Raw genomic sequence first — 26,400 nt, 5'->3', positions numbered from 1 at the left:
AATTTCGGGTGGAACGGATCTGCTCCGGTGCGCGTCTTAACGTCGATGGAGCTCACTGCACAACACCGGTCGAGCTCGCCGGCGCCGTCCGGCGAGCTGGTCATCGACGCGCCGCCGCCGGTGCCGACGAGTGCTCCGGCGAATCTCATGGCCCGCCTGCTGCCGGTGGTACTAGTGCTGGCCGTGGTCGGCATGATGGTCGTCTACTTCGGATCCGGCGCCGCAGCCTCGCGGGGACCGATGGTCACGCTGTTCCCCGTGATGATGGTGATGTCGGCGCTCGGCACGCTGGCCTACAGCATGCGTGGTACCGGGCGGACCGCAGAACTCGACCGGGACCGGCGAAACTACCTGAACTATCTTGATGGCATCGACGAGGCGGTCTTGGGAACGGCTACCGCACAGCGGGATTCACTGTACGAGCGTTATCCGGACCCGGATGTGCTCTGGACATTGATCGGCACTGAGCACATGTGGCGGCGTGGTCCTGCCGATCCCCACTTCGGTGTGGTCCGCATCGGCATCGGTGAGGTCTGGCTGACCACCAAGCTGGTGGCGCCCGAATCCGCTCCGGGCGCCGAGCAGGACCCGGTGACAGCAGTCGCGTTGCAGCGCCTGATCGAGCGACGGGCCATGGTGCCCGAGGTACCCGTCACACTGGAACTGCGGAATACCCAGAGCCTTGCGATCACGGGAGAGCGCTCTCGCGCCCGGGCGTTGATCCGCGCGGCCGTCTGCGGACTGGCGGTAACGCACGGACCACACGACGTGCGGGTGGCCGCGGTGCTCGATGATGCGGCCGCGTCCCGGTGGGACTGGCTGAAATGGCTGCCGCACCATCGACATCCGCACAACGACGAGCACCATCTCCGCTACCGCACGTCGGCAGAGGCATGCAGCAGTGTGGTGGTCCCGCACCTGGTGATCATCGTCGATCACCCGGACGCGCAACTGCCGCCACCGGCCACCGGCATCACCGTGATCGTCGTCGGCGAGGAGGCCGGAAGCACAGATCTGCGGCTTGATGTCGACACTGGCGACATCTGTTGGGACAGCATGACCATCGACGACGCGCTGACATGTGCGCGACGGCTCGCGCCGCATCAGGCACCCGTGTCGGCGCGCGCAGCCGCGGATTGGCCGGCGCTGGTCGGGTTGGGTGACCTCACGGAGCTGGATCCCGCGCTCACCTGGCGTCAGTCCGGGTCGCTGCTACGCGTACCGATCGGCGTCGACGACAACGGCGTACCGGTGCATCTGGACCTCAAGGAAGCCGCCCAGAACGGTATGGGCCCGCACGGGTTGTGCGTCGGTGCCACCGGGTCGGGAAAATCCGAGTTCCTGCGGACCCTGACCCTGGGCTTGGTCACCACCCACCCACCAGAGGTGCTCAATCTGATCCTCGTCGACTTCAAGGGCGGCGCAACGTTTCTCGGTCTCCAGTCGGCGCCGCACGTGAGCGCCTTGATCACCAACCTCGCCGACGAGGCCGCGCTGGTGGCACGCATGGGTGATGCGTTGAGCGGGGAGATCACCCGCCGGCAGGGAATCCTGCGCACGGCGGGCAATCTCGCGAACATCACTGAATACCAGCGGCAACGGCCGGACCTGCCGCCGCTGCCCGCTCTCTTGATCATCGTCGACGAATTCTCAGAGCTGCTCTACCAGCACCCGGATTTCGCCGAACTCTTCGTCGCCATCGGGCGGTTGGGCCGGTCCTTGGGTATGCACCTGCTGCTGGCCAGCCAGCGGCTCGACGAGGGCAGGCTGCGGGGGCTGGAAACCCATCTCTCCTACCGGGTGTGTCTGAAGGCCTTCTCGGCAAGCGAATCCCGTGCCGTCTTGGGGATCGCCGACGCCCATCAACTACCCAGCACACCCGGCGCGGCGTATCTCAAGACGCCTGCCGGTGAACTGGTGCGGTTCCAGACCGCGTTCGTCTCCACGCCGATGCCCGCGCCGCCGCCGATCCGGGCGACCGCCGTCCGCCGGTTCACCGCGCAATGGCCGCCGGCAGGTGTGGTGGCACACCGCGAGACCGGCCCCACCCTGATCGACACGGTGCTCGCGCGCATCGCCGGGCACGGCAGGCCCGCGCACCAAGTCTGGCTTCCACCACTACCGGAGGTCGTGCCGCTGAGCGACGTGTTGCTATCGGCCTGCACACCGTTGACCGCGTCGATCGGGTTGATCGACAGCCCTTTCGAGCAGCGGCGTGACCGGCTCACCGTCATCCTCGACGGTGCTGCGGGCAACGTGGCGATCGTCGGTGGTCCACAGTCGGGTAAGTCGATCACCGCCAGGACCCTGGTGATGGCCCTGGCTGCCACGCACCATCCCCGGGATGTCCAGATCTATTGCCTCGACTTCGGCGGTGGAGGCCTGGCGTCCCTGCTGACGCTGCCCCATGTCGGCGCGGTGGCAGGTCGCCATGACCCGGACCTGGTGCGCCGCACAGTGGCCCAGCTGGAGGACGTGGTACGGAGCCGGGAGGCCCTGTTCGGCGAACTGGGCCTCGACTCGATGACCGCATACCGGCGTCATCGCGCATCCGACCCCACGGCCGCGGACGAATTCGGCGATGTGTTCCTGGTCGTCGACGGCTGGTCGGTGCTGAGGCAAGAGCTCGACGCGGTCGAGGGCGCAATCACCACACTTGCCGCACAAGGCCTTTCGTACGGCGTGCATGTGGTGCTGACCGCGTCGCGGTGGGCAGAATTCCGGCCCGCCGTCAAGGATCAGCTCGGCACCCGGATCGAACTGCGGCTCGGGGATCCTGCCGAATCGGAGATGGACCGCAAGCGTGCCCGCACCCTGGCCGACCGCCGCCCCGGGCGGGGACTGACCCGAGACGGCCGTGAGTTGCTGATCGGATTACCCCGCCTCGACGGTGTGCCGAGCACCACGGGACTGGTCGCCGCCGCCGCACGCGTTGGCGAGACGCTGTGCGCTCAATACCCCGACACGTGTGCCCCGCCGATTCGGCTTCTTCCGGCATCAGTCGATCATCGGGCTCTGGCGCCGGCCGTCACAACCCGGTCGGCCACCCAGGTGCTGATCGGAATCGGCGAGCACGAACTACGGCCGGTGCTCATGGATTTCACCGAGCAGAGCAATCTGCTCGTGCTCGGTGACACGGGCTGCGGTAAGACCACGGCGTTGCGGACAATGTGCGCCGACCTCGTCGCCACCAACAGCTCCCGCGATGTGCGTCTGCTCATCATCGACTTCCGACGCACTCTGCTCGGCGTGGTCGAGTCCGACCATCTGGCCGGTTACGCCATTTCACCGGTGGCCGTGGCGACACACCTGCCGGCTGTGCTGGAGCTGCTGCGAACCAGGATGCCCGGACCCGACGTGACCCAGCAGCAGTTGCGCAGCCGCTCCTGGTGGTCCGGGCCGGAGTTCTACCTCGTGATCGACGACTACGACCTGGTCGCCGGCGACAACGGCAACCCGCTGAGCCCACTACTCGAATACCTGCCGCACGCCAGGGATGTCGGACTGCACGTCGTGGTCGCCCGCCGGTCGGGGGGAGCGGCGCGGGCCATGTTCGACCCGGTGCTGGCCCGGATGCGAGACCTCGGCTGCATGGGTCTTGTGATGAGCGCGGGCGCCGAGGACGGCGTGCTGTTCGGCGGTGTGCGACCACGGCAGTTGCCGCCTGGCCGTGGCGTATTCGTCACCCGCACCGGCAGCGAGCAGCTGATCCAGGTGGCGGTCATACCAGAGCAGGGCTTGCCGTGACGGCAGTGATCGAGGCAGGCCCGGTACTGGTGCGCGGCCCCGGCACGGTTGATGCCGAATCCGCGCGGATCGCCGTGGAGTGCATCGACGACGCCGTGGCGCTCGTCGACGACGAACCTGTACCGGTCGACGAACTGTGGGCGCAGACCATCTGCGCGGCCGCGGGAGCACGCACCGAGGCGCCGATCGTGGTGTGCCCCACGTGGTGGACCACCGACCAGACGGAGCGGATCCGGACGGTGGCCGCCGAGCTCGACGGTGTTGTGCTGCACCGGGCTCAGGCTCTCGCCGCGACGCTGGATGCCCCGTCATGGGCGGTGGTGGAGATCGCCGACGAGCTGATCATGGTGTCGTGCGAGGACGGCGACGCGGTGCGTCTGGTCCGACGGGGTGCGCCCTCCGTATTGGCCGGCGAGGTGGCCGGTGCGACCCGAGGAGCCGCCCAGGTCATCGTCGACGCGCCGGGTGAGGTCGGCGGTGCCGCTGTCCTGGCCGGGGCGGTCGGTGATGCCGTACGTGCCTGCGGCACCACGGTATCGATGGCCGGGCCGCGGATGCTGGCCAACGGCGCGCGGGCAGCCGTGCCACGGGAGGAGGTCCGCCCGTTGCCGGTGATCAGGCGCCGCCGTGGCAACCGCCATCTCATCGGGATCGCCGTAGCCGTGGCGATCACCTGCGCGGGCTTGGCCGCTCGCCCCGATGCAGCGCAGCCACAGACGGCATTGGTGGAGGGCCGGGTCGGGATGCAGATCCCGGCCGACTGGACCGTGCGCCGGGTGACATCCGGCCCGGGATCGGCTCGGGTGGAGGTGGTTTCGGCAGCCGATCCGAATACCGTCATCTATCTGACCCAGTCGCCGACCGACACGGCCGACCCGCAGACGGTGGCCGCGACGCTGCGTCGCGCACTCGACGAACAACCGGCGGGAGTGTTCACCGACTTCAACCCGGCCGACCGCATCGCCGATCGTGCGGTGGTCAGCTACCGCGAGATTCGTGGCGGGCGGGAGGTCGGCTGGGCGGTGTTCGCGGACAAGACGGTCCGCATCGCCGTCGGCTGCCAGGGCCCGGTGGACCGGCGAAAGGCACCGTGTGAGACGGCGATCCGCTCTGCGCACGCGGTGCTGTGAAATCGGGCGGAACCAAATCGGCACCGCGTGCGTCGAATTGATATACCCCGCAAGACAAACCGGAAGGTGCGAGATGGCTTCAACTTCGGGATCCCTTGGTACCGACTTCGACGTGATGACCACTGCGGCCGGCCGGATCGATGTCGTCAACGATGACATTCGCGCCATGCTGCAGACCTTCATCGGACGGATGAGCAGTGTGCCGCCGTCAGTCTGGGGTGGGGCGGCGGCGCTGCGGTTCCGCGATGTGGTCGACCGCTGGAACAGCGAATCGCTCAAGCTGCACACCGCGCTGCAGCGTATCGCCGAAACCATCCGTTACAACGAACGCACGCTGCGCGAAGCTGCCGAGGGACATTCGCAGCAGCTCGGTGCCGTCGCGGACACCCTGTGATCGATCGGAGCAACGCATGAGCCAGGTATTGTCCTACAACTTCGGCGAGATCGAATACACGGTGCGCCAAGAGATTCACACCACCTCGGCCCGGTTGAACGCGGCCTTGGAGGACCTGCGCACGCAGCTGGCCCCGCTGCAGCGGGTCTGGACTCGCGAAGCCGCCGAGGCGTATCAGCTGGAACAGACCCGGTGGAACCAGGCCGCGGCGTCCCTCAACGAGATCTTGTTCAACCTGGGTAATGCGGTTCGTGACGGCGCCGACGATGTGGCCGCCACCGACCGCAGTGCCGCCAACGCGTGGGGCTAGTGATCCCCACCGACGAAGCTTGTGCGGTCCCGCTCGGAATGGAGAGGCCAGCGGGGCCGCACATTTCGCTGCGCGCGCAGCCATGACAGCTGCCCGGCCATTCGGCTGCGTTCGTCGCGATAGTGGGTCGCCAACCACGCCGCCCGGTACACGTCGCCGGCCCGCTCGGCTTTGGCGATCCGATCGTGCTCACGCGTGTCGAGCCACGACAGCCGCGCCGCGAACACCGGCCCGGTCAATGTCTGCATGGCACGGTCATATCCGCTGCTGAGCACTGAAAATGATTGGGCAGCAACATTCTCTGCCTGAGCCCTGGCTGTCTCGGCGTGCCCGCGGTAATCGGTGGTGCTGAGCTGCCGGCGGATGCGGCCCACCAGAGCACGCCAATCTACCGAGGTGTGGTAAGAGCCCAGCGCGGCGTTCACAGCATCCAGCGAGCTGAGCGTCCCGCCGTGCTCGCGGTCTCGGATCTCGGCGGCCCGCTCGAACACCGCGGCCATGGTCGGAGTCGGGCTCCTAGTGATCAGTTCAGTGGTAGGCCGGATCAATTCGGTTGGGGCGCCGAAGTATTCGAACACCGCGCGGGTCAGCCCGTCATTGCGGATAAAATTGCCGACGGCCCGGTGCAGCCAAGCCGCCATCACGAGCACCGGGATCGCGAACAACACCTGGTAGACCCACCAGGCGTCGACCCACAGCAATCCGTAGTAGACGACCAGTGCGGTCAGCAACCCCAGACCGACCAGTGCCAGCCGGGTGATCTCCGCGCCGCGCTGCGGATACTGCACTCGGTAGGCCACCGCGAGGGTGGCCCGGTCGATGTCGGCGGCGATCTGGGCGCTACCGGGCGTTGTGGCAGGCAGTTTCTCGGCGAGCAACAGCGAGCGGTACAGCCCGCGTTGCAGTTGCCCCTTCGCGGTGAAGTCGGTGTGGCCGGTGGCCACGCCGATCACCGCGGGGGCGACCGCGACCAGTGGCACGCAGGCCATCACGACGTCGAACAGCATCGCTGCAGAGTCTAAGCGGCCCGCGCGGCCGTTTTAGTGTTTGCCGTTACCCGCGGCCGTTACCCGCGGCGTCGTTGGGCCGACTCGGCCGGCGGCGCCGGCCATTGCGGGCCGCGGGGCTTCCGGACCGGGAGCCGGTAACCCCGGCAGGGTGCCCCGCGTTGCGTGGCTTGCTGCGCCGCGGCTGCGCGGGCTGAGGCCGGGCCGGTTTCGGCTCGGGACGCTTGGGCTCACCGAAAACCCGCTCGCCGGGAGCGATCTGCTGCAGCACCGGATGATCGGTGTCGTTGATGCGGGTGATCGTCGGCTTGACGCCGGCCTTGCGGGTCAGGTTCCGCACGTCCGACACCTGCGCGTCGTGCATGAGGGTCACCACGGTGCCCTCGTTGCCGGCCCGGGCGGTACGGCCGGAGCGGTGCAGATACGCCTTGTGCTCGACCGGCGGGTCCGCGTGCACCACCAGGTTCACATCGTCGACGTGAATGCCGCGGGCCGCGATGTCGGTGGCCACCAGCACCGTGGCGGAGCCGTCGGAGAACGCGGTGAGATTACGGGTACGCGCGTTCTGAGACAGATTCCCGTGCAGTTCGACCGCCGAGATTCCTCGCGAATTGAGCTGGCGGGTCAGGTTTTTCGCGCCGTGCTTGGTGCGCGCGAACACGATGGTGCGGCCCGGTGCAGCGGCCAGGTCGGCTACCACGTTGACGCGGGCCGCGTTGTCCACGTGCAGCACGTGGTGCACCATCGCGGTGACGGGCGACTGCGCCGAATCGACGCTGTGCACCACCGGATCATGCAGGTAGCGCTTGACCAGCACGTCGACACCGGCATCGAGGGTGGCCGAGAAGAGCAGCCGCTGACCGTCTTTCGGGGTCTTGTCCAGCAGGCGCTTGACGCCGGGCAGGAAGCCGAGGTCGGCCATGTGGTCGGCTTCGTCGAGCACGGTGATCTCGACGGCCGACAGGTCGGCATGACCGGATCGCATGTGGTCTTCCAGCCGGCCCGGGCACGCGATCACGACGTCGACACCCTGCTGCAGAGCCGAAATCTGCGGGCCGGCACCGACACCGCCGAACACGTTCAGCGACTTCAGGCCGGTCGCGGCGGCCAGCGGGGCCAGCGAGGCCTCGATCTGGGTGACGAGCTCGCGGGTCGGCGCAAGAATCAGGGCGCGCGGTCGGCGTGACATCCGGCGGCTGTCGCTGCGGGCCAGCCGCGCGACCAACGGCAGCAGGAACGCGTAGGTCTTGCCGGACCCGGTGCGGCCGCGGCCGAGCACGTCGCGTCCCTTCAGCGAGTCGGGCAGGGTGGCGGCCTGGATCGGGAACGGCGCGGTCACGCCGTTGGCGGCCAGGGTGGTGACGATCTCGGCGGGAAGGCCCAGCTCGGCGAACGTGGGCACAGTGCTGCCACTGTGGTTTGGCGCAGACAAAATGAAACTCCGAAAAGTAGAGGGCGGTCGTCCTGCCCGGCGCGGGTGACATCCCGCGGCGCTCGGTGTGACGATCGAGGAGGCGGCACTGGCAGAACAGATGTGCCGATCGGCGATGAGTCTACCGGTACGACACCGCGGATTTCGTCTCGGCGGGGTGTGACCTGCGCGACTGAGGTGCCTTCCCCAGACGTGACGCGCGCCTGATATTTCTCCCTGCGAGCCCGGTCAACTATCCTGGCGAACACGCGGTGGCCTGCGGAAATGGCCTGCCGCGAGGAGCGTGATCGAGGTGGGCATACCGAGGACCTCCGGCGGCCGGGTGCCGTCGGCGCAGCTGCGTGCGGTCCGCGAGCTCTTCGTCGCCGGCGAGGTCGACGCTGCCTACCTCGACTCGACCCACGTCCGGCGCGTCGTCGCCGAGAGCTGGCAGCGCAGCCTGGCCACCGGGGTGGACCCTGACCGCGGGGCACAGGCCGCGGCGGCCGCTGCCCGGCTCGGTGCGCTGCGGGAGGCCAATCCGTTGTCGAGCGCCCTTCCGGTGATCCGCCGGCTGCTGGTCGACGACGCCGCCGACTCCGGTGTGGTCGTCGCGATCACCGGCCCCGACGGCACCCTGCTGTGGGTAGAGGGTGACCTCGCCGCGTGCCGCAAGGTCGAGGCGATGAATTTCGTCCCGGGGGCCGATTGGAGCGAGCGCAGCGCAGGCACCAACGCGCCGGGCACGGCGCTGGCACTCGACTCCGAGGTGCAGATCCGCGGTTCCGAACATTTCTCCCGCGTCGTGCAGCCGTGGAACTGTACGGCCGTGCCGGTCCACGATCCGGTCACCGGTGCGCTGCTGGGCACCATCGACCTCACGGGTGGCTCAGCCATCGTGACACCGCAGACCTTGGGGCTCGTCCGGGCCACCGCCGTGGCGGTGGAAAACCATCTGGCGCTGTTGCGGCTGACCCGGCCGGCGAGCCAGCCGCCGCCCACCGAGGCACGTCTCACCGTGCTCGGGGCCGATCGCCCGCAGTGGCAGGACACCGACGCCGACGGCGTGGTGCGTTCCGCGACGCTGACCGGCCGGCATGCCGACATCCTGGTGTTGCTCCTGCGCCATCCGGAAGGGCTCAGCGCCGATCACCTCGCCGTGCTGCTCGACGAGAAAGACCTCGACGTGGTGACCATCCGAGCCGAGATGTCCCGGTTGCGCCGGGTCATCGGCGAGGCCTACCTCGCGTCGCGGCCATACCGGCTGGTCAAACCCATTGCCAGCGACATGGGCGAGGTGTTCGATGCGCTGGGCGCCGACGACGTCGACGCGGCGTTGCGGGCGTATTCGGGGGAGCTGTTGCCGCAATCGGTGTCTCCTGCCGTGGCGCGGCTGCGGACCGAGCTGAGTGCCGGCCTGCGTGGCGCTGTGCTGGCGGAATCCAACCTGGATACGCTGCGGCGCTGGCTGGAACTGCCCGAAGGTCGCGACGACCGCGAGGGTTGGCGGAGGTTGCACGATCACAGCGATGCGGGTGCAGGCACTCGGGCCAAGGCGCACGGCCACCTCGTCGGCATCGATTTCGACCTGAGCTGATCCCGCCCGGCCCGGCATTGCAACGTCATGCAACTGTGGTGCAACCCTGCGCAACCTATCTTCAGTGATCACCGACACATTTCGTCGTCTGAAGGCAGGGAGAAGTCATGACTGTGTACGCCCGTCCGGGTGCCGAAGGCTCGTTGATGACCTTCGAGTCGCGTTACGCCAACTACATCGGTGGCGAATGGGTGGCCCCCGTCGAGGGTCGGTACTTCGAGAACCCGTCACCGGTCACGGGACAGGTGTTCTGCGAGATCCCGCGGTCCACCGAGGCTGACGTCGAGAAGGCGCTCGACGCCGCGCATGCCGCCGCGCCGGCGTGGGGCAAGACCTCGCCCGCCGAGCGCGCGGTGATCCTGAACAAGATCGCCGACCGGATCGAGGAGAACCTCGAGTCGATCGCGCTGGCCGAGTCGTGGGACAACGGCAAGCCGATCCGCGAGACACTCAACGCCGACATTCCGTTGGCGGTCGATCACTTCCGCTACTTCGCCGGGGTGCTGCGCGCGCAGGAAGGCTCGCTGAGCCAGATCGACGAGGACACCGTCGCCTACCACTTCCACGAGCCGCTGGGCGTAGTCGGGCAGATCATCCCGTGGAACTTCCCGCTGTTGATGGCGACCTGGAAGCTGGCCCCCGCCTTGGCCGCGGGCAACGCCGTCGTGCTCAAGCCCGCCGAGCAGACCCCGGCCTCGATCCTCTACCTGTTCTCGCTCATCGGTGACCTGCTGCCCGCCGGTGTGGTGAACATCGTCAACGGCTTCGGTGTCGAGGCGGGCAAGCCGCTGGCGTCGAGCAACCGGATCGCCAAGATCGCCTTCACCGGTGAGACCACGACCGGCCGGCTGATCATGCAGTACGCATCGCAGAACCTCATCCCGGTCACCCTGGAACTCGGCGGCAAGAGCCCCAACATCTTCTTCAACGATGTCCTGGCGGCCAACGACGACTACCAGGACAAGGCGCTCGAGGGCTTCACGATGTTCGCCCTCAATCAGGGTGAGGTCTGCACGTGCCCGTCGCGCAGCCTGATCCAGGCCGACATCTTCGATGAGTTCCTGGAATTGGCAGCGATCCGCACCAAGGCGGTCCGGCAGGGCGATCCGTTGGACACCGAGACCATGATCGGTGCGCAGGCCTCCAACGACCAGCTGGAGAAGATCCTGTCCTACATCGAAATCGGCAAATCCGAAGGGGCCAAACTGATCACCGGTGGCGACCGGGCGGAGCTGGGCGGCGATCTCAACGGGGGCTACTACGTCGCCCCGACGGTGTTCGCGGGCAACAACAAGATGCGGATCTTCCAGGAGGAGATCTTCGGCCCGGTCGTCGCGGTGACCTCGTTCGCGGATTATGACGACGCGATCAGCATCGCCAACGACACGCTGTACGGCCTTGGCGCCGGCGTGTGGAGCCGCAACGGCAACACCGCCTATCGCGCCGGCCGCGACATCAAGGCCGGCCGGGTGTGGACCAACTGCTACCACCAGTACCCCGCCCACGCCGCATTCGGTGGCTACAAGCAGTCCGGTATCGGCCGCGAGAACCACAAGATGATGCTGGACCACTACCAGCAGACCAAGAATCTGCTGGTGTCCTACAGCAACAAGGCCCAGGGGTTCTTTTAAAGAGGCGCACCAGTCCGACAACTGAATACCCCGCACCGCGAATGCGATGGTGTTACGAGGAACTGCCCGTGACTCGTGATGCCAGAGCATTCGCGGTGCCCTCGTGGGTTTGCGGAAAGTCTTGAAATACAAGAGGATACGGCTTTCAAATTCACCCTGGACATCTGAGCCGGGTCAAGTGATACTAGTTAAAGGTCGATTTACGGACCTTTAACTTCGGTGGGCGGGACGGCCCCGGAGGAAATGTCGCGCTGAGCGCTGACGTGCCAGCTCATCGAAAAGCTTTGCATATTAAGGAGTTCGAAGTGTCTGCTGTTGAGGAACACCTCGAAAGCGCAGATTATCTGCAGAAGCGCCAGCTCAAATCCGGAAGCGCGGGCTGGCTGCTGCTGGCCGGCCTCGGCGTCAGCTACGTCGTGTCCGGCGACTACTCAGGCTGGAACTTCGGCCTCGGGCAGGGCGGATTCGGTGGCCTGGCGATCGCCGCCGTGGTGATCGCCGGCATGTACCTGGCGCTCGTGCTCGGGATGGCCGAGCTGTCCTCGGCGCTGCCTGCGGCAGGCGGCGGCTACACGTTCGCCCGCCGGGCCCTCGGCCCGTGGGGCGGATTCGCCACCGGCACTGCGATTCTCATCGAGTATTCGATCGCGCCTGCGGCCATCGCCACGTTCATCGGCGCCTACGTCCAATCGCTCGGGTTGTTCGGAATCACCAACGGCTGGTGGGTCTACCTGGCGGCGTACGCGTTGTTCATCGGGATCCACCTCTCCGGTGTCGGAGAGGCGCTGAAGGTGATGTTCGTGATCACGGCCATCGCGCTGGTGGGTCTGCTGATCTTCTCGGTCGCCGCCGTCGGCCATTTCGACGTCGCCAACCTGACCAATATCGCCGTGGACCACAACGCTGCCGGGGCCTCGAGCTTCCTGCCGCACGGCTACCTCGGCATCTGGGCCGCCATCCCGTTCGCGATCTGGTTCTTCCTGGCCGTCGAGGGCGTCCCGCTGGCCGCCGAGGAGACCGCCAATCCCGAGCGCAACGTCCCGCGCGGCATCATCGCGGCGATCGGCGTGCTGCTCGTGAGCTGCGCGGTGGTGCTCGTGCTGACCACCGGCGCCGGTGGGGCCGAGCAGATGTCGGACTCGGGCAACCCGCTCGTCGAGGCGCTCGGTGACACCACCGCAGCCCGGCTCGTCAACTACATCGGGCTGGCCGGCCTCATCGCGAGCTTCTTCTCGATCATCTACGCCTACTCGCGTCAGCTGTTCGCGTTGTCGCGGGCCGGTTACCTGCCCACCGCGCTGTCGGTGACCAACTCTCGCAAGGCGCCGACACTGGCGCTGATCGTGCCCGGCGTCATCGGCTTCCTGTTGTCGCTGACCGGCAAGGGCGACCTGCTGCTGAACATGGCGGTCTTCGGCGCCGCGCTGAGCTATGTGTTGATGATGGTCAGCCATATCGTGCTGCGGGTGCGGGAACCCAACATGCCGCGGCCGTACCGCACTCCCGGCGGCGCCATCACCACCAGCGTCGCGCTCGTCATCGCAGTGCTGGCCGTCATCGCGACCTTCTTGGTCAATCCGGTGGCAGCCGGGCTATGTCTGGCCGTGTTCGCGGCATTCATGGTGTACTTCGCCGTGTACAGCCGCCACCGCCTGGTGGCCAACTCGCCTGATGAGGAGTTCGCGATGCTGGCAGAAGCGGAGAGCGAACTGAAATGAAGTACCAGCAACAGGTTTCGGGGGTCAACTACACCTTCGACGGGCTCGTCGAGGTGATGGCCAAGGCCACCCCGCTGCGTTCGGGTGATCAGTTGGCCGGATGCGCAGCCGAACACGACGGGGAGCGTGCGGCCGCGGCCTGGGTGCTCGCGGACCTGCCGCTGGACACGTTCCTCACCGAGGAGGTTGTCCCGTACGACACCGACGAGGTGACCCGGCTGATCATGGACACCCATGACCGCCAAGCGTTTTCGGCGGTGTCCCACCTCACCGTCGGTGGCTTCCGGGACTGGCTGCTGGAGACGGCGTCGCACGACGACAGCGCTGAGCGCATCACGTCGATCGCCGCCGGGCTCACCCCGGAGATGGTGGCTGCCGTCAGCAAGATCATGCGCAACCAGGATCTGATCGCGGTGTCGGCTGCCATGCGCACCCACGCGGCCTTCCGCACCACCGTCGGCACCCCCGGCACGCTGGCGACCCGGCTGCAGCCCAACCATCCGACCGACGACCCACGCGGCATCGCCGCGGCGGTGCTCGACGGGCTGTTGCTGGGCTGCGGTGACGCGGTGATCGGGATCAACCCGGCCACCGATTCGCCGCAGGCCACCGCCGACCTGCTGCACCTGCTCGATTCGATCCGTACCCGCTACGACATCCCGGCCCAGTCCTGCGTGCTGTCGCACATCACCACCACGATCGGGCTCATCGAAGCCGGGGCTCCGGTGGACCTGGCCTTCCAGTCGATCGCCGGCACCGAGGGCGCCAACACCGCGTTCGGCGTGAACATCGCGCTCCTGCGGGAGGGCAACGAGGCCGCGCGCAGCCTGAACCGGGGCACTGTGGGCGACAACGTCATGTACCTGGAGACCGGGCAGGGTTCGGCGCTGAGTTCGCACGCCCACCTGGGTGTCGGCGGCAAGCCGGTGGACCAGCAGACACTGGAGACCCGCGCGTACGCGGTGGCCCGCGACCTGCAGCCGCTGCTGGTCAACACCGTCGTCGGGTTCATCGGCCCCGAGTATCTCTACGACGGCAGGCAGATCATCCGGGCCGGTCTGGAGGACCACTTCTGCGGCAAGCTGCTGGGCCTGCCGATGGGCGTGGATGTCTGCTACACCAACCACGCCGAGGCCGATCAGAACGACATGGACACGCTGCTGACGCTGCTGGCCGCGGCGGGCGTGGCGTTCGTGATCACCGTGCCGGGTGCCGATGACGTGATGCTGGGGTATCAGAGCCTGTCGTTCCACGACGTGCTGACGACGCGACGCACCCTGGGACTGCGGCCCGCGCCGGAGTTCGAGGCCTGGCTGCGCACCGTTGGCATGGTCGACGAAACCGGCAGGCTCACCCCGTTCGACCTGGAACGCTCGGCGCTCCGGTCGCTCACTTCGGCGGAGGCATTGTGAGCGTCAACCACGTTGCAGTACAGGAGTTCTGGGACGAGCTGCGCAAGACCACCCAGGCCCGGATCGGCCTGGGAAGGGCCGGCAACGGACTGCCCACCCGGCGGGTGCTCGAGCTGGCCGCCGCGCATGCCGCTGCCCGCGATGCCGTGCACGTGCCGCTGGACGTAGAGAGGCTCTCCGAGGAGGTGCGCCGGGTCGGCATCGGTGACCCGACGGTGGTGACCAGCCGCGCCATCTCCCGCGACGAATACCTGCGCAGGCCCGACCTCGGCCGGATGCCCGCCGACTCGATGAGCGTGCCCGACACCCCGGCCGACATCGGGTTCATGCTCGCCGACGGGTTGTCGCCGACAGCCCTGAATCACCATGGGGCGGCCCTGCTGGCCGCGCTCGTCGAGCAGCTGAAGGAGCGCTACACCCTGGCTCCGCCGGTGATCGCCACCCAGGCCAGAGTTGCCCTCGGCGACCACGTCGGAGCGCGCGCGCACGTGCGGACTCTGCTGGTGATCGTGGGGGAGCGGCCGGGGCTCAGCGTCGCCGACAGCCTGGGCATCTATCTGACGCATCTGCCGCAGCCGGGGCGCACCGACGCCGACCGCAACTGCATCTCCAACATCCATCCGCCCGACGGCCTCGGATACGCCGAGGCGGCCCGGGTGGCGGCCGGCCTGGTGGCCGGGGCGCGTGAGCTCGGCCGCTCGGGCGTCGACCTCAAGGACACCTCGCGCACGTCGACGCTCGGTCCCGGCGGTGCCGCGGAGCTCACCTGATTCCGTAGCGGTGTTGGGCCTGAAAGCTTTTCGGTCGAGCGCTGGGCAAGTCCTGTGGCGTGACCGCGTAAGTCCTTGTGCCGCAACGTTGCCCGTGAAGATCCTGCCGGGCTCATGCGAGTTCGCTGATTCAGCGATCACACAGCGTAGGGGTAGCCTGCTCCACAGAATCCGGCGTGAGATTGTCCTATGGAGACAAACCACGCAGGGGTCCCATCCCGGCGCCGCCGCGTACGAGTTCTCGGCGTTGTGATCGGCGCCGGTGCCGTTGCGGCGATGGCGGGATTCGCACTCGCGCAACCGGATAGCGGTCCAACTGGTCTCGGTCTTCCGTTGGCCGGATCTGGTGACGCGCCGGGAGGCACCACCTACAGCCAGCCTGCCATCGGGCAGATGAAGATCGGCAACACGGCGACGGTGACGACCTCAGCCGCCAGCCCGGCGGGTTAACGGCCGACCCGCGCAGGAGGAGGTTGAAGTGATGAACTCACGCATTCTCGGCGTGGCCGCGATTGCCGCCGCCGCGCCGGCGATGTCGCTCGTGTTCAGTGGGCTCGCGCAGGCGTCCTCGCCGAATGTCGTCGGCCAGAAGTACGGCGACGCGAGCACCACGCTCAGCGGCGCCGGTTACACGCCCGTGGTCCGAACCACCGTCGGTGACCGCCTGGCGTGGTCGGACTGCGTCGTCACCAACCAGGTGGACCACACGGAGCAGCCGGCGCCGAACTCGAGCGGCTCGGCCGTCAACCAGACATTGGTGTCGCTCAACTGCGATGCCGCGGTGGCGTCGGCCAAGGCTCCCGGCAACTCGCTCGGCAGTCCCGAGGGCCGCGCCGCTGCGGCGGCGGCCAAGACCTCCACCACGCCCGCGCCGGCGGCGCCTGCGGGTTAGGCCCACTCAGGGCAGGCCGGCCTCCTCTGACGGCAGCGCGGCCGGACCCTTGATGGTCGGTTTTGCCTTGGCGACCAGCGGCTGGGTGACGGGTGCCTCGGTTGTGGTCGTCGCCCCGATTTGCATGGCCGGTGAGGTCACGGTGGGTGGAGGCGGCGGTAGGTGTACGGCCAACGACGTGCTCGATCCACCCGATGCGACGCCCAGCCAGCCCAATGCCAACACTGCGCCACCACCTACCACGGCGGCGAGTGCTCTTACGCTGATCTTCTTCTCGGCAGCCATGATCCGAACCCCCTGGTTCTAGAGCAGGTGAATTGAGTGGACGCCGGTAATCTGGGAATTCGGGCCGGTCTTTCTTGTGAGTTGCCTTCGAGACTATTGAGCATTTGCTTTCCGGGCGGTGCGCGGAGTGCGGGCGTCTCGCGAAACGGCGTTTTGACCTGCGCCGACAGTGCACGGTAGGCTGCTCCGTTGGCGTGTGCTGCCCTCACGGGCAAGCGGGTCCCGGGTCAACGTCGGTCGCCGGGAACACCGAGACGCATCCGCCGGACCGACAACCACAACGGGGCAACCCGAAACGAGAGAGGTAAGCGCTGTGCCTACATACACGCCGAAGGCGGGTGACACCACGCGGTCGTGGTACGTCATCGACGCCACCGACGTGGTGCTCGGCCGGCTCGCCGTCGAAGCAGCCAAGCTGCTCCGCGGCAAGCATAAGCCGACATTCACGCCCAACGTGGACGGTGGCGATTTCGTCATCGTCATCAACGCCGACAAGATCGCCGTCAGTGGCGACAAGCTCACCAAGAAGTTCGCTTACCGCCATTCGGGTTATCCCGGTGGTCTGCGTAAGCGCACCATCGGCGAGCTGCTGCAGAAGCACCCGACCCGCGTCGTCGAGAACGCGATCGTCGGCATGCTGCCGCATAACAAGCTCAGCCGGCAGATCCAGAAGAAGCTGAAGGTCTACGCCGGTCCGGAGCATCCGCACGCCGCGCAGCAGCCGGTTCCGTTCGAGATCAAGCAGGTGGCCCAGTGACCGAAGTGAACGAGACCGAGGCCGTGGCCGACGTTGTGACGGAGGCCGTCGAAGAGGTCGTCGAGCACCGCGAGCCGGTCATCATCGACCGTCCCATCCAGACCGTCGGCCGCCGCAAGGAGGCTGTGGTCCGGGTGCGCCTGGTGCCCGGCACCGGCCAGTTCCACCTGGACGGCCGCAGCCTGGAGGCCTACTTCCCGAACAAGGTGCACCAGCAGCTGATCAAGGCCCCGCTGGTCACCGTTGACCGGCTGGAGAGCTTCGACGTCTACGCCCACCTCGATGGTGGCGGCCCGTCCGGCCAGGCCGGCGCGCTGCGTCTGGCCATCGCCCGGGCGCTGATCCTGGTGCAGCCGGAGGACCGCCCTGCCCTGAAGCGGGCCGGCTTCCTGACGCGTGACCCGCGTGCCATCGAGCGCAAGAAGTACGGCCTCAAGAAGGCCCGTAAGGCTCCTCAGTACAGCAAGCGCTGATCTGTTTCGCCGTCAAACCGCCGGGTGTGGAATCTCCACGCTCGGCGGTTTTTCTTATTTATCCCAGTCTGGCGATATCAGTAATCATCCCACCATCGGCTCTTATTTGTAATTCACCAGCTCATGTCCATACGCATTTGCAATCGCGTGAATCGAGTTAATCCGATAGTCGGCCTAATGGCTTAATTTTTCGTGCATTCGTTTTGACATTCGCTCGGAAAATGGAAAACCCTGGGTGCCGAGCGGGGCGCGGATATGCGTCTGGGCAGGCCGAACCTGCCCGCCGGTACGGGTCAGTCAGCTCGATGGGGGACCGGGTCGCTTCCTGACTGAAAGGACTGGTTGATGAAGAGCACGATGAAGCGTGTGACGGTTGGTACCGCCCTGGGCGGCGCATTGTTGGCGTCGGTTGGTTTGGGCCTGGCCAACGCCGAGCCTCGCGGCGACGGACAGGTCGACGTGGTCGTCGGCACCGCGGGCACACTGCACAACGTTCCTGTCGCGACGGCCGCGCAGATCGTCGGCAGTGTGTGCAATCGCGACGTCGGGCAGGTGACCCCTGCGGTCGAGGCCGTCGACGCCAACGGCGGCGACCAGAACGTGTGCAACAGCAGCCTGGGTGCGGTCGACCTGCGGCAGAACGATTCCAGCAACGCGGAGGGGACCCAGTCCGCCCCGACCACCGCGCCCAGCACGAAGTCGACCACCCCGACGTCGACCCCGTTGCCCGTGCCGACGGCAACGCACGCCCCGGCGCAGTAGTCAGCTCGGCGCGCGCCGCCCGCATCCGCATTGTGGTGCGGGCGGCGCACCCGCCGGATCTCGAGGGGATCCCGATTCGGCGGCGGCATGGCTGCGGGGGACCTCAGTTGGCTCTTTATGCCCTTCTTATGAGAAATTTGTGGGTATGGGTCGACTGTTCGGCACCGATGGGGTGCGCGGAGTCGCCAATCGCGATCTGACGGCCGAGCTGGCGCTGGCGCTGGGCTCTGCGGCCGCTCGTAGGTTGGGTTCTGCAGGTGGGGCACGCCGCCGTGTCGCGGTCGTGGGCCGTGACCCGCGGGCGAGCGGCGAGATGCTGGAGGCCGCGGTGATCGCCGGGCTGACCAGTGAAGGATTCGATGCGCTGCGGGTCGGGGTGTTACCGACGCCCGCGGTGGCGTATCTGACCGGGGCCTACGACGCCGATTTCGGCGTCATGATCTCGGCCTCACACAATCCGATGCCCGACAACGGCATCAAGATCTTCGGTCCGGGTGGGCACAAGCTTGACGACGCCACCGAGGACCGCATCGAGGAACTGGTCAGCTCCGGTCCCGGGATGCGGCCGACCGGTGCCGGGATCGGCCGGGTGCAGGACGCCGAGGACGCGCTGGACCGGTACCTGCGCCACGTCAGCAAGGCCGTCACCACCCGACTCGACGGGCTGACCGTCGTGGTGGACTGCGCGCACGGCGCTGCGTCGGCGGCTGCGCCGTTGGCCTACCGGGCCGCGGGCGCCAACGTCATCGCCATCAACGCCGCACCCAACGGGCTCAACATCAACGACGGCTGCGGGTCCACCCACCTCGACGTCCTGCAGGCCGCGGTCCGTGAGTACGGCGCCGATCTGGGCCTTGCGCACGACGGCGATGCCGACCGTTGTCTGGCGGTCGACGCCGAAGGCCGGGTGATCGACGGCGACGCCATCATGGTCGTGCTCGCACTGGCCATGCAGGAGGCCAACGAGTTGGCGTCCAACACGCTGGTCACCACCGTGATGAGCAATCTCGGCCTGCATCTGGCCATGCGGGCCGCCGGTATCGAGGTCCGTACCACCAGCGTCGGGGACCGCTATGTGCTCGAAGAACTGCGGGCCGGCGAATTCTCCCTCGGCGGTGAGCAGTCGGGGCACATCGTGATCGGCAGCTTCGGCACCACCGGCGACGGCATCGTCACGGGTCTGCGGCTGATGTCGCGGATGGCGCAGACCGGGGCCGGCTTGGCCCAGTTGGCGCAGCCGATGCGCACGCTGCCGCAGGTGCTGATCAACGTCCAGGTTGCGGACAAGGCCACCGTGGCGCAGTCGCCTTCGGTGCAATCCGCGGTCGCCGAGGCCGAGGCCCAGCTGGGCAGCACCGGGCGAATCCTGTTGCGGCCGTCCGGTACTGAGCAGGTGGTCCGGGTGATGGTGGAAGCTGCCGACGAGGACACCGCCCGCCGGCTCGCCGTCCGCGTGGCCGAATCGGTGAGCGCACAGAACTAAGGGAACCGCTCCGCGGCCCGCTGCGTCTAAACCGGGCATGGGAGAAGTTGACGCGGCCCACGTCGACGTCGGGGCACTGCTGGATGCGGCACGTCAATACGATGCTGCCGCCGAGATCATCGAGTCGTGTGTCGGGATACGACTGCGGTTCGACGGCGCCACGGCCGGTCGGGACCACACCGCCTCGGGTGAAGCGCTGCGGACCGCGCTCGACGAGCGGACCGCACCACTGCGGCAATGGGCCCGCGCGGCAGGCGAGGTGGCTGCGGTACTGCGCAGCACCACCGACCGCTACGTCGCTGCCGATGCCGGTGCAGCTGCCAGGGTGGGCTGAGACGTGTCCCAAATCGTTGATGTGGCAGCACGTTTGGACAGCGGACAGGCCAACGTCGAGGATTTCGCCGAATTCGTGTGGGCCTGTGGGCTTTTGGGCTACCGACATCCGGACCTCACCACGCATATGGGGCAGGTGCAGGACTGGTACGCAGGCGAGGACGGCCTGGATCTGCGGGTGCTCGACGCCGACGGTGCGGCGCTGGCCGCGGCCGCGGGATCTGCCGAGCGGGCACTGCGGCGGCAGGACGATCAGCTCAGCGCACTCGCGCAGGCGTGGCAGGGGCGCGGGGCGCAGGCCGCGCGGGAGTTTCTGGGCCGCCACGGCGGCACCGCACAGCAGGCCGTCGCTGCGGTGCGCAGAGCCGCCGACACCGTCGCCTGGCTGCGCGATCAGCTGTGGCAGGCCGTCGACGGCAAGGTCGCGGTCACCGAGCGGATCGCCCAGCGTTGTGCGACGCAGCGGGAGGCCTGGTTGGCTGCGGCTCGCACGGTGCGGACCGGTCTAGGGGATCGTGACACGGCGAGCGAACTGATGGATGCACAGGTGAAACCGTTCGTGGACAACGACATTGGCGTGGAGTGGCTGTCCGCGATGCGCTCGGCTCATACCGCGGTGTCCGACGCGTACGCATCCGCGATCACCGCACTCACCGATACGCCAGCCCCGGTCTTTGAGATCCCCGGCGATCTCGGACCATCATGGACACCGCGCCCGTTCGCTGCTGTTCCGGCCGATCCGCCCGTCGTCAGCGCCGGCACGGTTCCCGCCGGTTTCATGCCGTCCGACCATGCCGAGCCGCCGCCCTGGGCCGCCCCGATCGGCGCGCCGCTCATGCCTCCTCAGAGTGCTTCTCCTGCACCACCTCTCGCACCTCCCGCGGCCGATCCGGCTGCCGCTGCCACCGGTCCCGCGGCGTTCGACCCGGCGGCGTGGGGTGCGCCGCCCGGCGGTGGGCCGACGGGGGCCGGGTTGACCGGCCTCGGTTCGGGGCTCTCGGGTATCGGTCAACAACTGGCCGACCTGTTCGGCGGATTGATCGGATCGTCGGCGGACGGAGCATCCGGGCCTGCGACCGACGCTGCGCTCTCGGACGAGTTCGACACTCCGGACGTCGCAGAGCGGGCCGACGATGAGGACGCATCCGACGATCTGGACGAGGAAAACCCGGACGAAGCTGCGGACGATCCCGAAGCTGACGACGCCGAAGCTGACGACTCTGAAGCCGGCGACGCCGAAGCTGAAGGCGAGACACCCGAGGAGGACGCGGCGGCAGTGCCCGTGGATACCGCAACCGAAGCTGCAGACACCGTCGAGCCCGCGGAGCCCGTCGAAACCGCCGAACCCGTTGCGCCGCAGGCACCTGCGCCCACTGTCGCGCCGCCCGCGGTGCCGGTTTCACCGGCCGAGCCGGTGGTGGCACCCGCAGGTAAGACGCCGTGCGAGATCGCCGCGGACGAGCTACCGCAGGTGGGCGGTTAGGCCGCTAGGCGGCTTGCGGGCAGCGTGCGAGTTCGATCGCGACCTGTAGTTCGGTCGCGCTTTCGTAGAGTTCGACGGGGCCCGGTGGCGGCGGCGCGGTCGAGCGGTAGTGCGCGCCGGTGGGGGTGACGAATTCGGCGGTGTGGACCCCGTTTTCGAGGTAGGTCCGGACCTCCCAGCCGGGTGATTCTTTGACGTAGTTGCACCGCTCACAGGCACCGAGGCCGTTGAGCGCACTGGTCGGCCCGCCGGCGGCGTGCGGGTGGGCATGATCCCGATGCCGGACCGGGGCGTCGCAGTACGGCGTGCGGCAGGTTTGATCACGCAACCCGATGAACTTGGCAAGCGCCTGGGGAAACCGGCGCGACCGCGACTCCATCGCCACCAACGCCCCGGACTTGGGATGCCGATACAGCCGCCGCAGCGTCGCCCGCGACCGCTTATCGCCCACCGCGGCCCGCACCAAGTGGCGGGCCACCGCCGCGGGCATCGGCCCGTAGCCCTCGATGACCGCGGGGTGCTCGTCATCACCGAGCAGGGTCTGATCGGAGATGACCAAATTGACGGCAACCGGCTCGGGAACGTCAGCGGGGCGGCCGGTGACCCGCTCGACGAGCGTGTCGGCCATCACCTGACCGCGGGTGCGGCCATCAAAGGTGGTGTCGGCACGGTGTTTCAACGCCGCAAACACCCCGACGCCCTGCTGCACCGGCACCACCACCGTCACCCGCGCCATGCTGTCCGGTGCCGGCCGGATGGTCACGGTGCGATCCTCGGCGGCCTTGGCGACCCGGTCCACGACGGCCTGCGGGTCCAGGCGGTAGGCAATCTTCTTGGCTTCGGCCTCGATGCGCGCGTCGCCCATCCCGTCGAGTCGGGTGAGGTCGGCACACATCTGGGCGTCCAACACCCGCCGGTCCGCCACCGATAGGCAGGCCGATTCCCGCACGATCAACGTGGCGCGCCATTCGGAGAGCACCCCGGACTCCAACGCGCGCATGGTGTGCGGCATCTCGTGCACCAGGGCCTTGGCCAACCCGAGGTGGCGGTTGCCGCAATTGGGGGAATCGTGGCGGGCCAGGGCGACCTCCGAGGCGACCCCGCGGCCCTGTTTGGCGCGCGGTACGCCCGCGGCCGCGTCGGCGGCGCGGCGCTTCGCATCCAGCAACGCCGCACAGCGAGCCTGCCCGGCCGCCGCCGCGGACTTCACCCGCTCCAGTTCCTCGATCCGCCGATGCAGTGCAGCCTCGTCAGCGTTCTCGCTGACCTGCGCCAACCCCGACAAATCGAACATATGAGCGATACTACCCCCGCCCACCGACCGCGTTGACTCATCAAAAATGCGCGCGTACGGGTGATTCGTTGCCTCATTGAAAATGCGTTCGTAGGAGTTGTGTGCCAAACCGGGTGGCATCGCAATCATGCCCGCAAAGCGCTCAAAGCCGCGGTACGGCCCAAGGTCCCGGCCCCGCGCAATCCGCGGCCGGTGAAGTACGGCCCGGAGGTGATCGCGGCGCTGACGGTCTGTTGGACGGTGCTGGGCATGCCCGAGTCCCAGTCAACAAGCGCGCACGCTCACGTGAGGCAACGACTCGAACAGGCCGACACACCAACTCAGGTGCGCGTGGCAGCCCGGTCGGCGAGCAGACCATAGATGGGCTGCGACCGGAGGACCATGGCGACCAGGAGTGCGGTGGCGCACGCACCGAGCATCGGTGGCAGTTGATTGGTCACGCCGGTGAGCTCGGTGGCAAGGATGAGTCCGGTAACCGGGGCATGCACGCTGGCGGTGAAGAACGCTGCCATGCCGATCAGGGCGAGTGCCGCTGGATCGGGCGCGGCATGCGGCATGAAGTGAGCGGCAACGAGTGCGACGATGAGCCCGGTGTCGGCCCCGAGCACGAGCATCGGCGCGAACAGGCCGCCCGGCGTCCCGGCCGCATAGGAGGCGACACCGAGGAGGAACCTCAACGCCAGCACTCCGATGAGAACCCAGGTCGTGCCGTGTCCCAGAAGTGCTTGCTGAGTGAGGTTGTCGCCGCCGCCGGCAAGGTCTGGCGCACACCACACCAGAATTCCCACGCTCCCGCCGATGACGGCGGCGCGCGCTTCCACCGGCCATCGGCTGGTGTCGGTCTTGTGCAGACCGAACATGATGGCCTTGTTGTACAGCACGGCCAGAACACCGGTGACGACCCCGGCCACCACCACCCAGCCGGCGTCTCCCAGGCGCGGTTCGGCCAGCTGCGGCATGTGGAAATCGGTGCCGGAATGGACGAGGGGATAGGCCACCATGAACCCCGACGCCGAGGCCACCAGGGTGGCGAGAGTGGTTCGAGGGTCAAAGCGCTTGACGAGTTCCTCCAACACGAACACGCCACCGGCGATGGGCGCGTTGAAAGCCGTTGCCAGGCCGGCAGCTGCACCGCCTGCCGCCAGGATTCTCAGATCAGCCTGAGACCGGCGCGTCACGGAGGCGACGATGACTGCGATCGAACCGCCCATCTGCACGGATGGGCCTTCGCGCCCGAGCGCCAAGCCGGATCCGAGTGACAGCAGGCCACCGACGTACTTGATCGGCAGGATCCGGAAGCGGCCGGGCTGGGCGCGGCCCTCGACGACCGCCTCGACGCGGGGTATGCCGCTACCTTCGGCATTGGGCTCGACGCGGGCCACCAATGACGCCGCGACCGCCGTGCACACCGCGCAGATGAGCACCACGACGATCAGGCCCCACCAGGTCCCGTTCGCCCAGCCGGACAGCGACTCACGCCACTTGGCCGCCTGGTCCAGAAGCAGCCGGAAGCTGGCGGCAGCCAGACCGGTCAGCGCGCCGACCATCGCCGCTGCCAGGACGAAACCCACCAGGCCTTCCGCGCCTTCGCCGCTGTTGTCGACGGGGCGCAACGTGGGCTTTTGCCACCCGGTCAACGTACTGCGCAGCCAGCTGCCCGCCTGCCCGTCCAAATTGCCCACCCCGTATCTCGATCGCGTCGCCGGCCAACCGAGTCTAAAAGTAGGGAGACGTCCAGGCGGGCGGTTAGATGGTGTCGTCGCGACAGGCCAGTGCGGCCGCGATGAACTCGTCTCTAATCGGATTGTCCACCAAAGCATTCCATATCAGCGTCACTTCGCTGGGGCCGAGGTCCTCGATCGGCACCACGCGGATGTCGGGGCGGCGGTAGTAGGCCGTCGTCGAGCGCGGGAGGACGACGAACCCTTCGCGCGCGGCGACGTGTTCAAGCTTGTCCTCCACGCTGCGAACCCTGTTGCGCGGTGGTGCCCATCGCTGCTCGGGAGCGACCAGCGAGGTCCACTCCGGCAGCACCGTGGGGTCATGGAGTAGCAGCCGCGTGCTCAGTTCGGCCAACCGCACCGATGGCTTCGCGGCCAGGGGATCGTCGGCGGGCAGCACCGCGTCGAAAGGTTCGGAGAGTAGCGCCGCGGTTGCCAACCCGTCGTGATCGAACGGTTCGCGTGCGTAGACCACGTCGACCTCGCCGTTGCGGACCACCTCGACCTGCTCAAGCAGGTTGACCTGACGCACCACGGCTCGGCGGTTCAGGCCGGCGGCTTCGAAGGCGGCCGCCGCCGCGGTGGCCCGTATACCCGGCAAAACCCCGACGGTGATCGTGGTGGTGGGTGTGGCCGCCCGCAACCGTTGCTGCACTGCGGCTATCTCGTCGAGGAGGTGTTTCGCGTCGATGAGCAGCTGCGTACCCGCGGCGGTGAGCTGGGTGCCGCGCGAACTCCGAATGAACAGCTGGACTCCGAGTTCGGTTTCGAATGCCCGGATTTGACGGGACAAGACCGGTTGGGCGATGTGCAGACGCCGCGCCGCGCGGCCGAAGTTGAGATCCTCGGCGACCGCGACGAAGTAACGCAGCTTGCGGATGTCCAGGTCCGGCCCCGTCATACCCCAAGGGTATCGATACGCGACGAAAAGAGTCTTGGACGCGGGCGCGGCCGGCGCGGACGGTGGTGCCATGAGCCTCAAGAACGCACGCGTCCTCATCATCGGCGGCACCTCCGGTATCGGGTTGGGCGTCGCGACGGCTGTCGCCGACCGCGGCGGCATCCCGATCGTGGCCTCGCGGCGGCAATCGAGCGTGGATCACGCGCTGTCCACGTTGCCCGACAGCGCCCGCGGCATGACCGTCGACCTCACCGACACGACCGCTCTGGACCAGCTGGCCGAGGAGGTCGGCGCGATCGAGCATCTGGTGTACACCGCTGGGGACACCCTCGAACTCGCTCCGCTCAGCGCCCTCACGACGGAGGCGATCAATAACTTCATGCTCGTCCGCTTCGTCGGGGCCCTCACTGCGATCAGGGTTTTCGCGCCACAGATCACTCCGGGAGGGTCGATCACACTCACCAGCGGCACCGCGGCCGAACGGCCGGGACTCGGCGTGCTGCCCACCGGTGTCTGCGGTGCGGTCAACGCGATGACCCGGGCACTGGCCCTTGAGCTCGCTCCACTGCGCGTGAATACCGTTGCGCCGGGGCCTATTCGGACGCCATTGTGGGATACGTTGAGTGAGGCCGACCGGCAGGCCGTATATGAGCAATTCGCCAGTCAATTGCCCGTGGGGCGCATCGGTGAGGTAGGGGATACCGCGCGGGCCTATGTCTACCTCATGGAGCAGGAGTTCGGCACCGGCGTGGTGCTCACCGTCGACGGCGGTAGCACGCTGTCCTGAGTGCGGCCTCGATCGATAGTCACCGTTGTGCAGTTGGTGGACAAAGAATTTCGCACATTGTGTCGCCTCTGCGGCAGGCGGCGACCGTACCGTCGGAGGCAA

The 26,400-nt window shown here is 67.7% G+C and carries 24 protein-coding genes and 1 pseudogene; 19 read left to right on the top strand and 6 right to left on the bottom strand.

Annotated features, from left to right (window positions below; genetic code table 11):
* The first annotated feature begins 45 nt into the window (after nt 1–45).
* From eccCb to BTO20_RS27985, 4 genes are all read left to right on the top strand, one after another.
* Entirely contained in the window at nt 46–3,747 is a 3,702-nt protein-coding gene (gene eccCb, locus BTO20_RS28000) for a type VII secretion protein EccCb (protein ID WP_087079216.1), read from the top strand.
* Nucleotides 3,744–4,877, top strand: coding sequence for a type VII secretion-associated protein (locus BTO20_RS27995; protein ID WP_087079215.1), 1,134 nt, complete (start codon nt 3,744–3,746; stop codon nt 4,875–4,877). The genes eccCb and BTO20_RS27995 overlap by 4 nt, the downstream gene beginning before the upstream one ends.
* Nucleotides 4,878–4,950: 73 nt before the next feature.
* Nucleotides 4,951–5,271 carry a WXG100 family type VII secretion target gene (locus BTO20_RS27990; protein WP_083170979.1) on the top strand — a complete coding sequence of 107 codons (321 nt, stop codon included), beginning with the start codon at nt 4,951–4,953 and terminating at the stop codon, nt 5,269–5,271.
* A gap of 16 nt (nt 5,272–5,287) precedes the next feature.
* Nucleotides 5,288–5,581, top strand: coding sequence for a WXG100 family type VII secretion target (locus BTO20_RS27985; protein ID WP_087079214.1), 294 nt, complete (start codon nt 5,288–5,290; stop codon nt 5,579–5,581).
* On the opposite strand, the gene BTO20_RS27980 is transcribed toward BTO20_RS27985, so the two are convergent.
* Complete coding sequence (locus tag BTO20_RS27980) at nt 5,578–6,588, bottom strand: hypothetical protein (RefSeq protein ID WP_087079213.1); 1,011 nt, start codon at nt 6,586–6,588, stop codon at nt 5,578–5,580. The two genes, BTO20_RS27985 and BTO20_RS27980, sit on opposite strands and share 4 nt — an antisense overlap.
* A gap of 46 nt (nt 6,589–6,634) precedes the next feature.
* Nucleotides 6,635–7,990, bottom strand: a complete 1,356-nt coding sequence (locus BTO20_RS27975) for a DEAD/DEAH box helicase (protein WP_087079212.1) — start codon at nt 7,988–7,990, stop codon at nt 6,635–6,637.
* A 313-nt stretch (nt 7,991–8,303) separates the two neighbouring features.
* Between BTO20_RS27975 and BTO20_RS27970 the strand changes: the two genes are divergently transcribed.
* From BTO20_RS27970 to BTO20_RS27940, 7 genes are all read left to right on the top strand, one after another.
* Nucleotides 8,304–9,596: a GAF domain-containing protein gene (locus BTO20_RS27970; protein WP_087079211.1), complete on the top strand. Its 1,293-nt coding sequence runs from the start codon at nt 8,304–8,306 to the stop codon at nt 9,594–9,596.
* A 107-nt stretch (nt 9,597–9,703) separates the two neighbouring features.
* The gene (gene adh / locus BTO20_RS27965; protein ID WP_087079210.1) at nt 9,704–11,227 is read left to right on the top strand and encodes an aldehyde dehydrogenase; all 1,524 of its coding nucleotides are present in this window, start codon (nt 9,704–9,706) and stop codon (nt 11,225–11,227) included.
* Between the two features lie 305 nt (nt 11,228–11,532).
* On the top strand, nt 11,533–12,945 hold the full coding sequence (gene eat / locus BTO20_RS27960; RefSeq protein ID WP_087079209.1) for an ethanolamine permease: 1,413 nt from the start codon (nt 11,533–11,535) through the stop codon (nt 12,943–12,945).
* Entirely contained in the window at nt 12,942–14,357 is a 1,416-nt protein-coding gene (locus BTO20_RS27955; protein ID WP_087079208.1) for an ethanolamine ammonia-lyase subunit EutB, read from the top strand. Before eat ends, BTO20_RS27955 begins: the two co-directional genes overlap by 4 nt.
* A complete protein-coding gene (gene eutC, locus BTO20_RS27950) occupies nt 14,354–15,127 on the top strand; it encodes an ethanolamine ammonia-lyase subunit EutC (protein ID WP_087079207.1) in 774 nt (257 codons plus the stop codon). Before BTO20_RS27955 ends, eutC begins: the two co-directional genes overlap by 4 nt.
* A gap of 189 nt (nt 15,128–15,316) precedes the next feature.
* Complete coding sequence (locus BTO20_RS27945) at nt 15,317–15,577, top strand: hypothetical protein (protein WP_232490878.1); 261 nt, start codon at nt 15,317–15,319, stop codon at nt 15,575–15,577.
* A gap of 31 nt (nt 15,578–15,608) precedes the next feature.
* Nucleotides 15,609–16,019 (top strand): hypothetical protein, encoded by a 411-nt coding sequence (locus tag BTO20_RS27940; protein WP_087079205.1) that lies wholly within the window; start codon nt 15,609–15,611, stop codon nt 16,017–16,019.
* Between the two features lie 6 nt (nt 16,020–16,025).
* Here the strand turns inward: BTO20_RS27940 and BTO20_RS27935 are convergent, their stop codons facing one another.
* On the bottom strand, nt 16,026–16,304 hold the full coding sequence (locus tag BTO20_RS27935) for a hypothetical protein (RefSeq protein ID WP_087079204.1): 279 nt from the start codon (nt 16,302–16,304) through the stop codon (nt 16,026–16,028).
* 313 nt (nt 16,305–16,617) lie between these two features.
* On the opposite strand from BTO20_RS27935, the gene rplM reads away from it, so the two are divergent.
* From rplM to BTO20_RS27905, 6 genes are all read left to right on the top strand, one after another.
* Nucleotides 16,618–17,061 carry a 50S ribosomal protein L13 gene (gene rplM, locus BTO20_RS27930; protein WP_083170960.1) on the top strand — a complete coding sequence of 148 codons (444 nt, stop codon included), beginning with the start codon at nt 16,618–16,620 and terminating at the stop codon, nt 17,059–17,061.
* A 23-nt stretch (nt 17,062–17,084) separates the two neighbouring features.
* Entirely contained in the window at nt 17,085–17,534 is a 450-nt protein-coding gene (gene rpsI / locus BTO20_RS27925; protein ID WP_232491278.1) for a 30S ribosomal protein S9, read from the top strand.
* Between the two features lie 345 nt (nt 17,535–17,879).
* Complete coding sequence (locus tag BTO20_RS27920) at nt 17,880–18,296, top strand: hypothetical protein (protein ID WP_083170957.1); 417 nt, start codon at nt 17,880–17,882, stop codon at nt 18,294–18,296.
* 145 nt (nt 18,297–18,441) lie between these two features.
* Nucleotides 18,442–19,779, top strand: a complete 1,338-nt coding sequence (glmM, locus tag BTO20_RS27915) for a phosphoglucosamine mutase (RefSeq protein WP_087079202.1) — start codon at nt 18,442–18,444, stop codon at nt 19,777–19,779.
* 37 nt (nt 19,780–19,816) lie between these two features.
* Nucleotides 19,817–20,113, top strand: a complete 297-nt coding sequence (locus BTO20_RS27910; protein ID WP_087079201.1) for a type VII secretion target — start codon at nt 19,817–19,819, stop codon at nt 20,111–20,113.
* Between the two features lie 21 nt (nt 20,114–20,134).
* On the top strand, nt 20,135–21,595 hold the full coding sequence (locus tag BTO20_RS27905) for a hypothetical protein (protein ID WP_232490877.1): 1,461 nt from the start codon (nt 20,135–20,137) through the stop codon (nt 21,593–21,595).
* A 4-nt stretch (nt 21,596–21,599) separates the two neighbouring features.
* Here BTO20_RS27905 and BTO20_RS27900 read toward each other — a convergent pair whose 3' ends face one another.
* On the bottom strand, nt 21,600–22,889 hold the full coding sequence (locus BTO20_RS27900) for an HNH endonuclease (protein ID WP_087079199.1): 1,290 nt from the start codon (nt 22,887–22,889) through the stop codon (nt 21,600–21,602).
* A 60-nt stretch (nt 22,890–22,949) separates the two neighbouring features.
* Between BTO20_RS27900 and BTO20_RS40720 the strand changes: the two are divergent.
* Nucleotides 22,950–23,144 (top strand): annotated as a pseudogene (locus BTO20_RS40720) (hypothetical protein); the annotation flags it as partial.
* 65 nt (nt 23,145–23,209) lie between these two features.
* Here the strand turns inward: BTO20_RS40720 and BTO20_RS27890 are convergent.
* Complete coding sequence (locus BTO20_RS27890) at nt 23,210–24,571, bottom strand: ClC family H(+)/Cl(-) exchange transporter (protein ID WP_087079198.1); 1,362 nt, start codon at nt 24,569–24,571, stop codon at nt 23,210–23,212.
* A gap of 64 nt (nt 24,572–24,635) precedes the next feature.
* Entirely contained in the window at nt 24,636–25,511 is an 876-nt protein-coding gene (locus tag BTO20_RS27885) for a LysR family transcriptional regulator (protein ID WP_087079197.1), read from the bottom strand.
* A 70-nt stretch (nt 25,512–25,581) separates the two neighbouring features.
* On the opposite strand from BTO20_RS27885, the gene BTO20_RS27880 reads away from it, so the two are divergent.
* Complete coding sequence (locus BTO20_RS27880) at nt 25,582–26,298, top strand: SDR family oxidoreductase (protein ID WP_087082796.1); 717 nt, start codon at nt 25,582–25,584, stop codon at nt 26,296–26,298.
* The last annotated feature ends 102 nt before the right edge of the window (nt 26,299–26,400 follow it).

The organism is Mycobacterium dioxanotrophicus (genome assembly GCF_002157835.1).
GTDB lineage: Bacteria > Actinomycetota > Actinomycetes > Mycobacteriales > Mycobacteriaceae > Mycobacterium > Mycobacterium dioxanotrophicus.
This window is presented reverse-complemented; position numbering and strand designations above follow the sequence as displayed.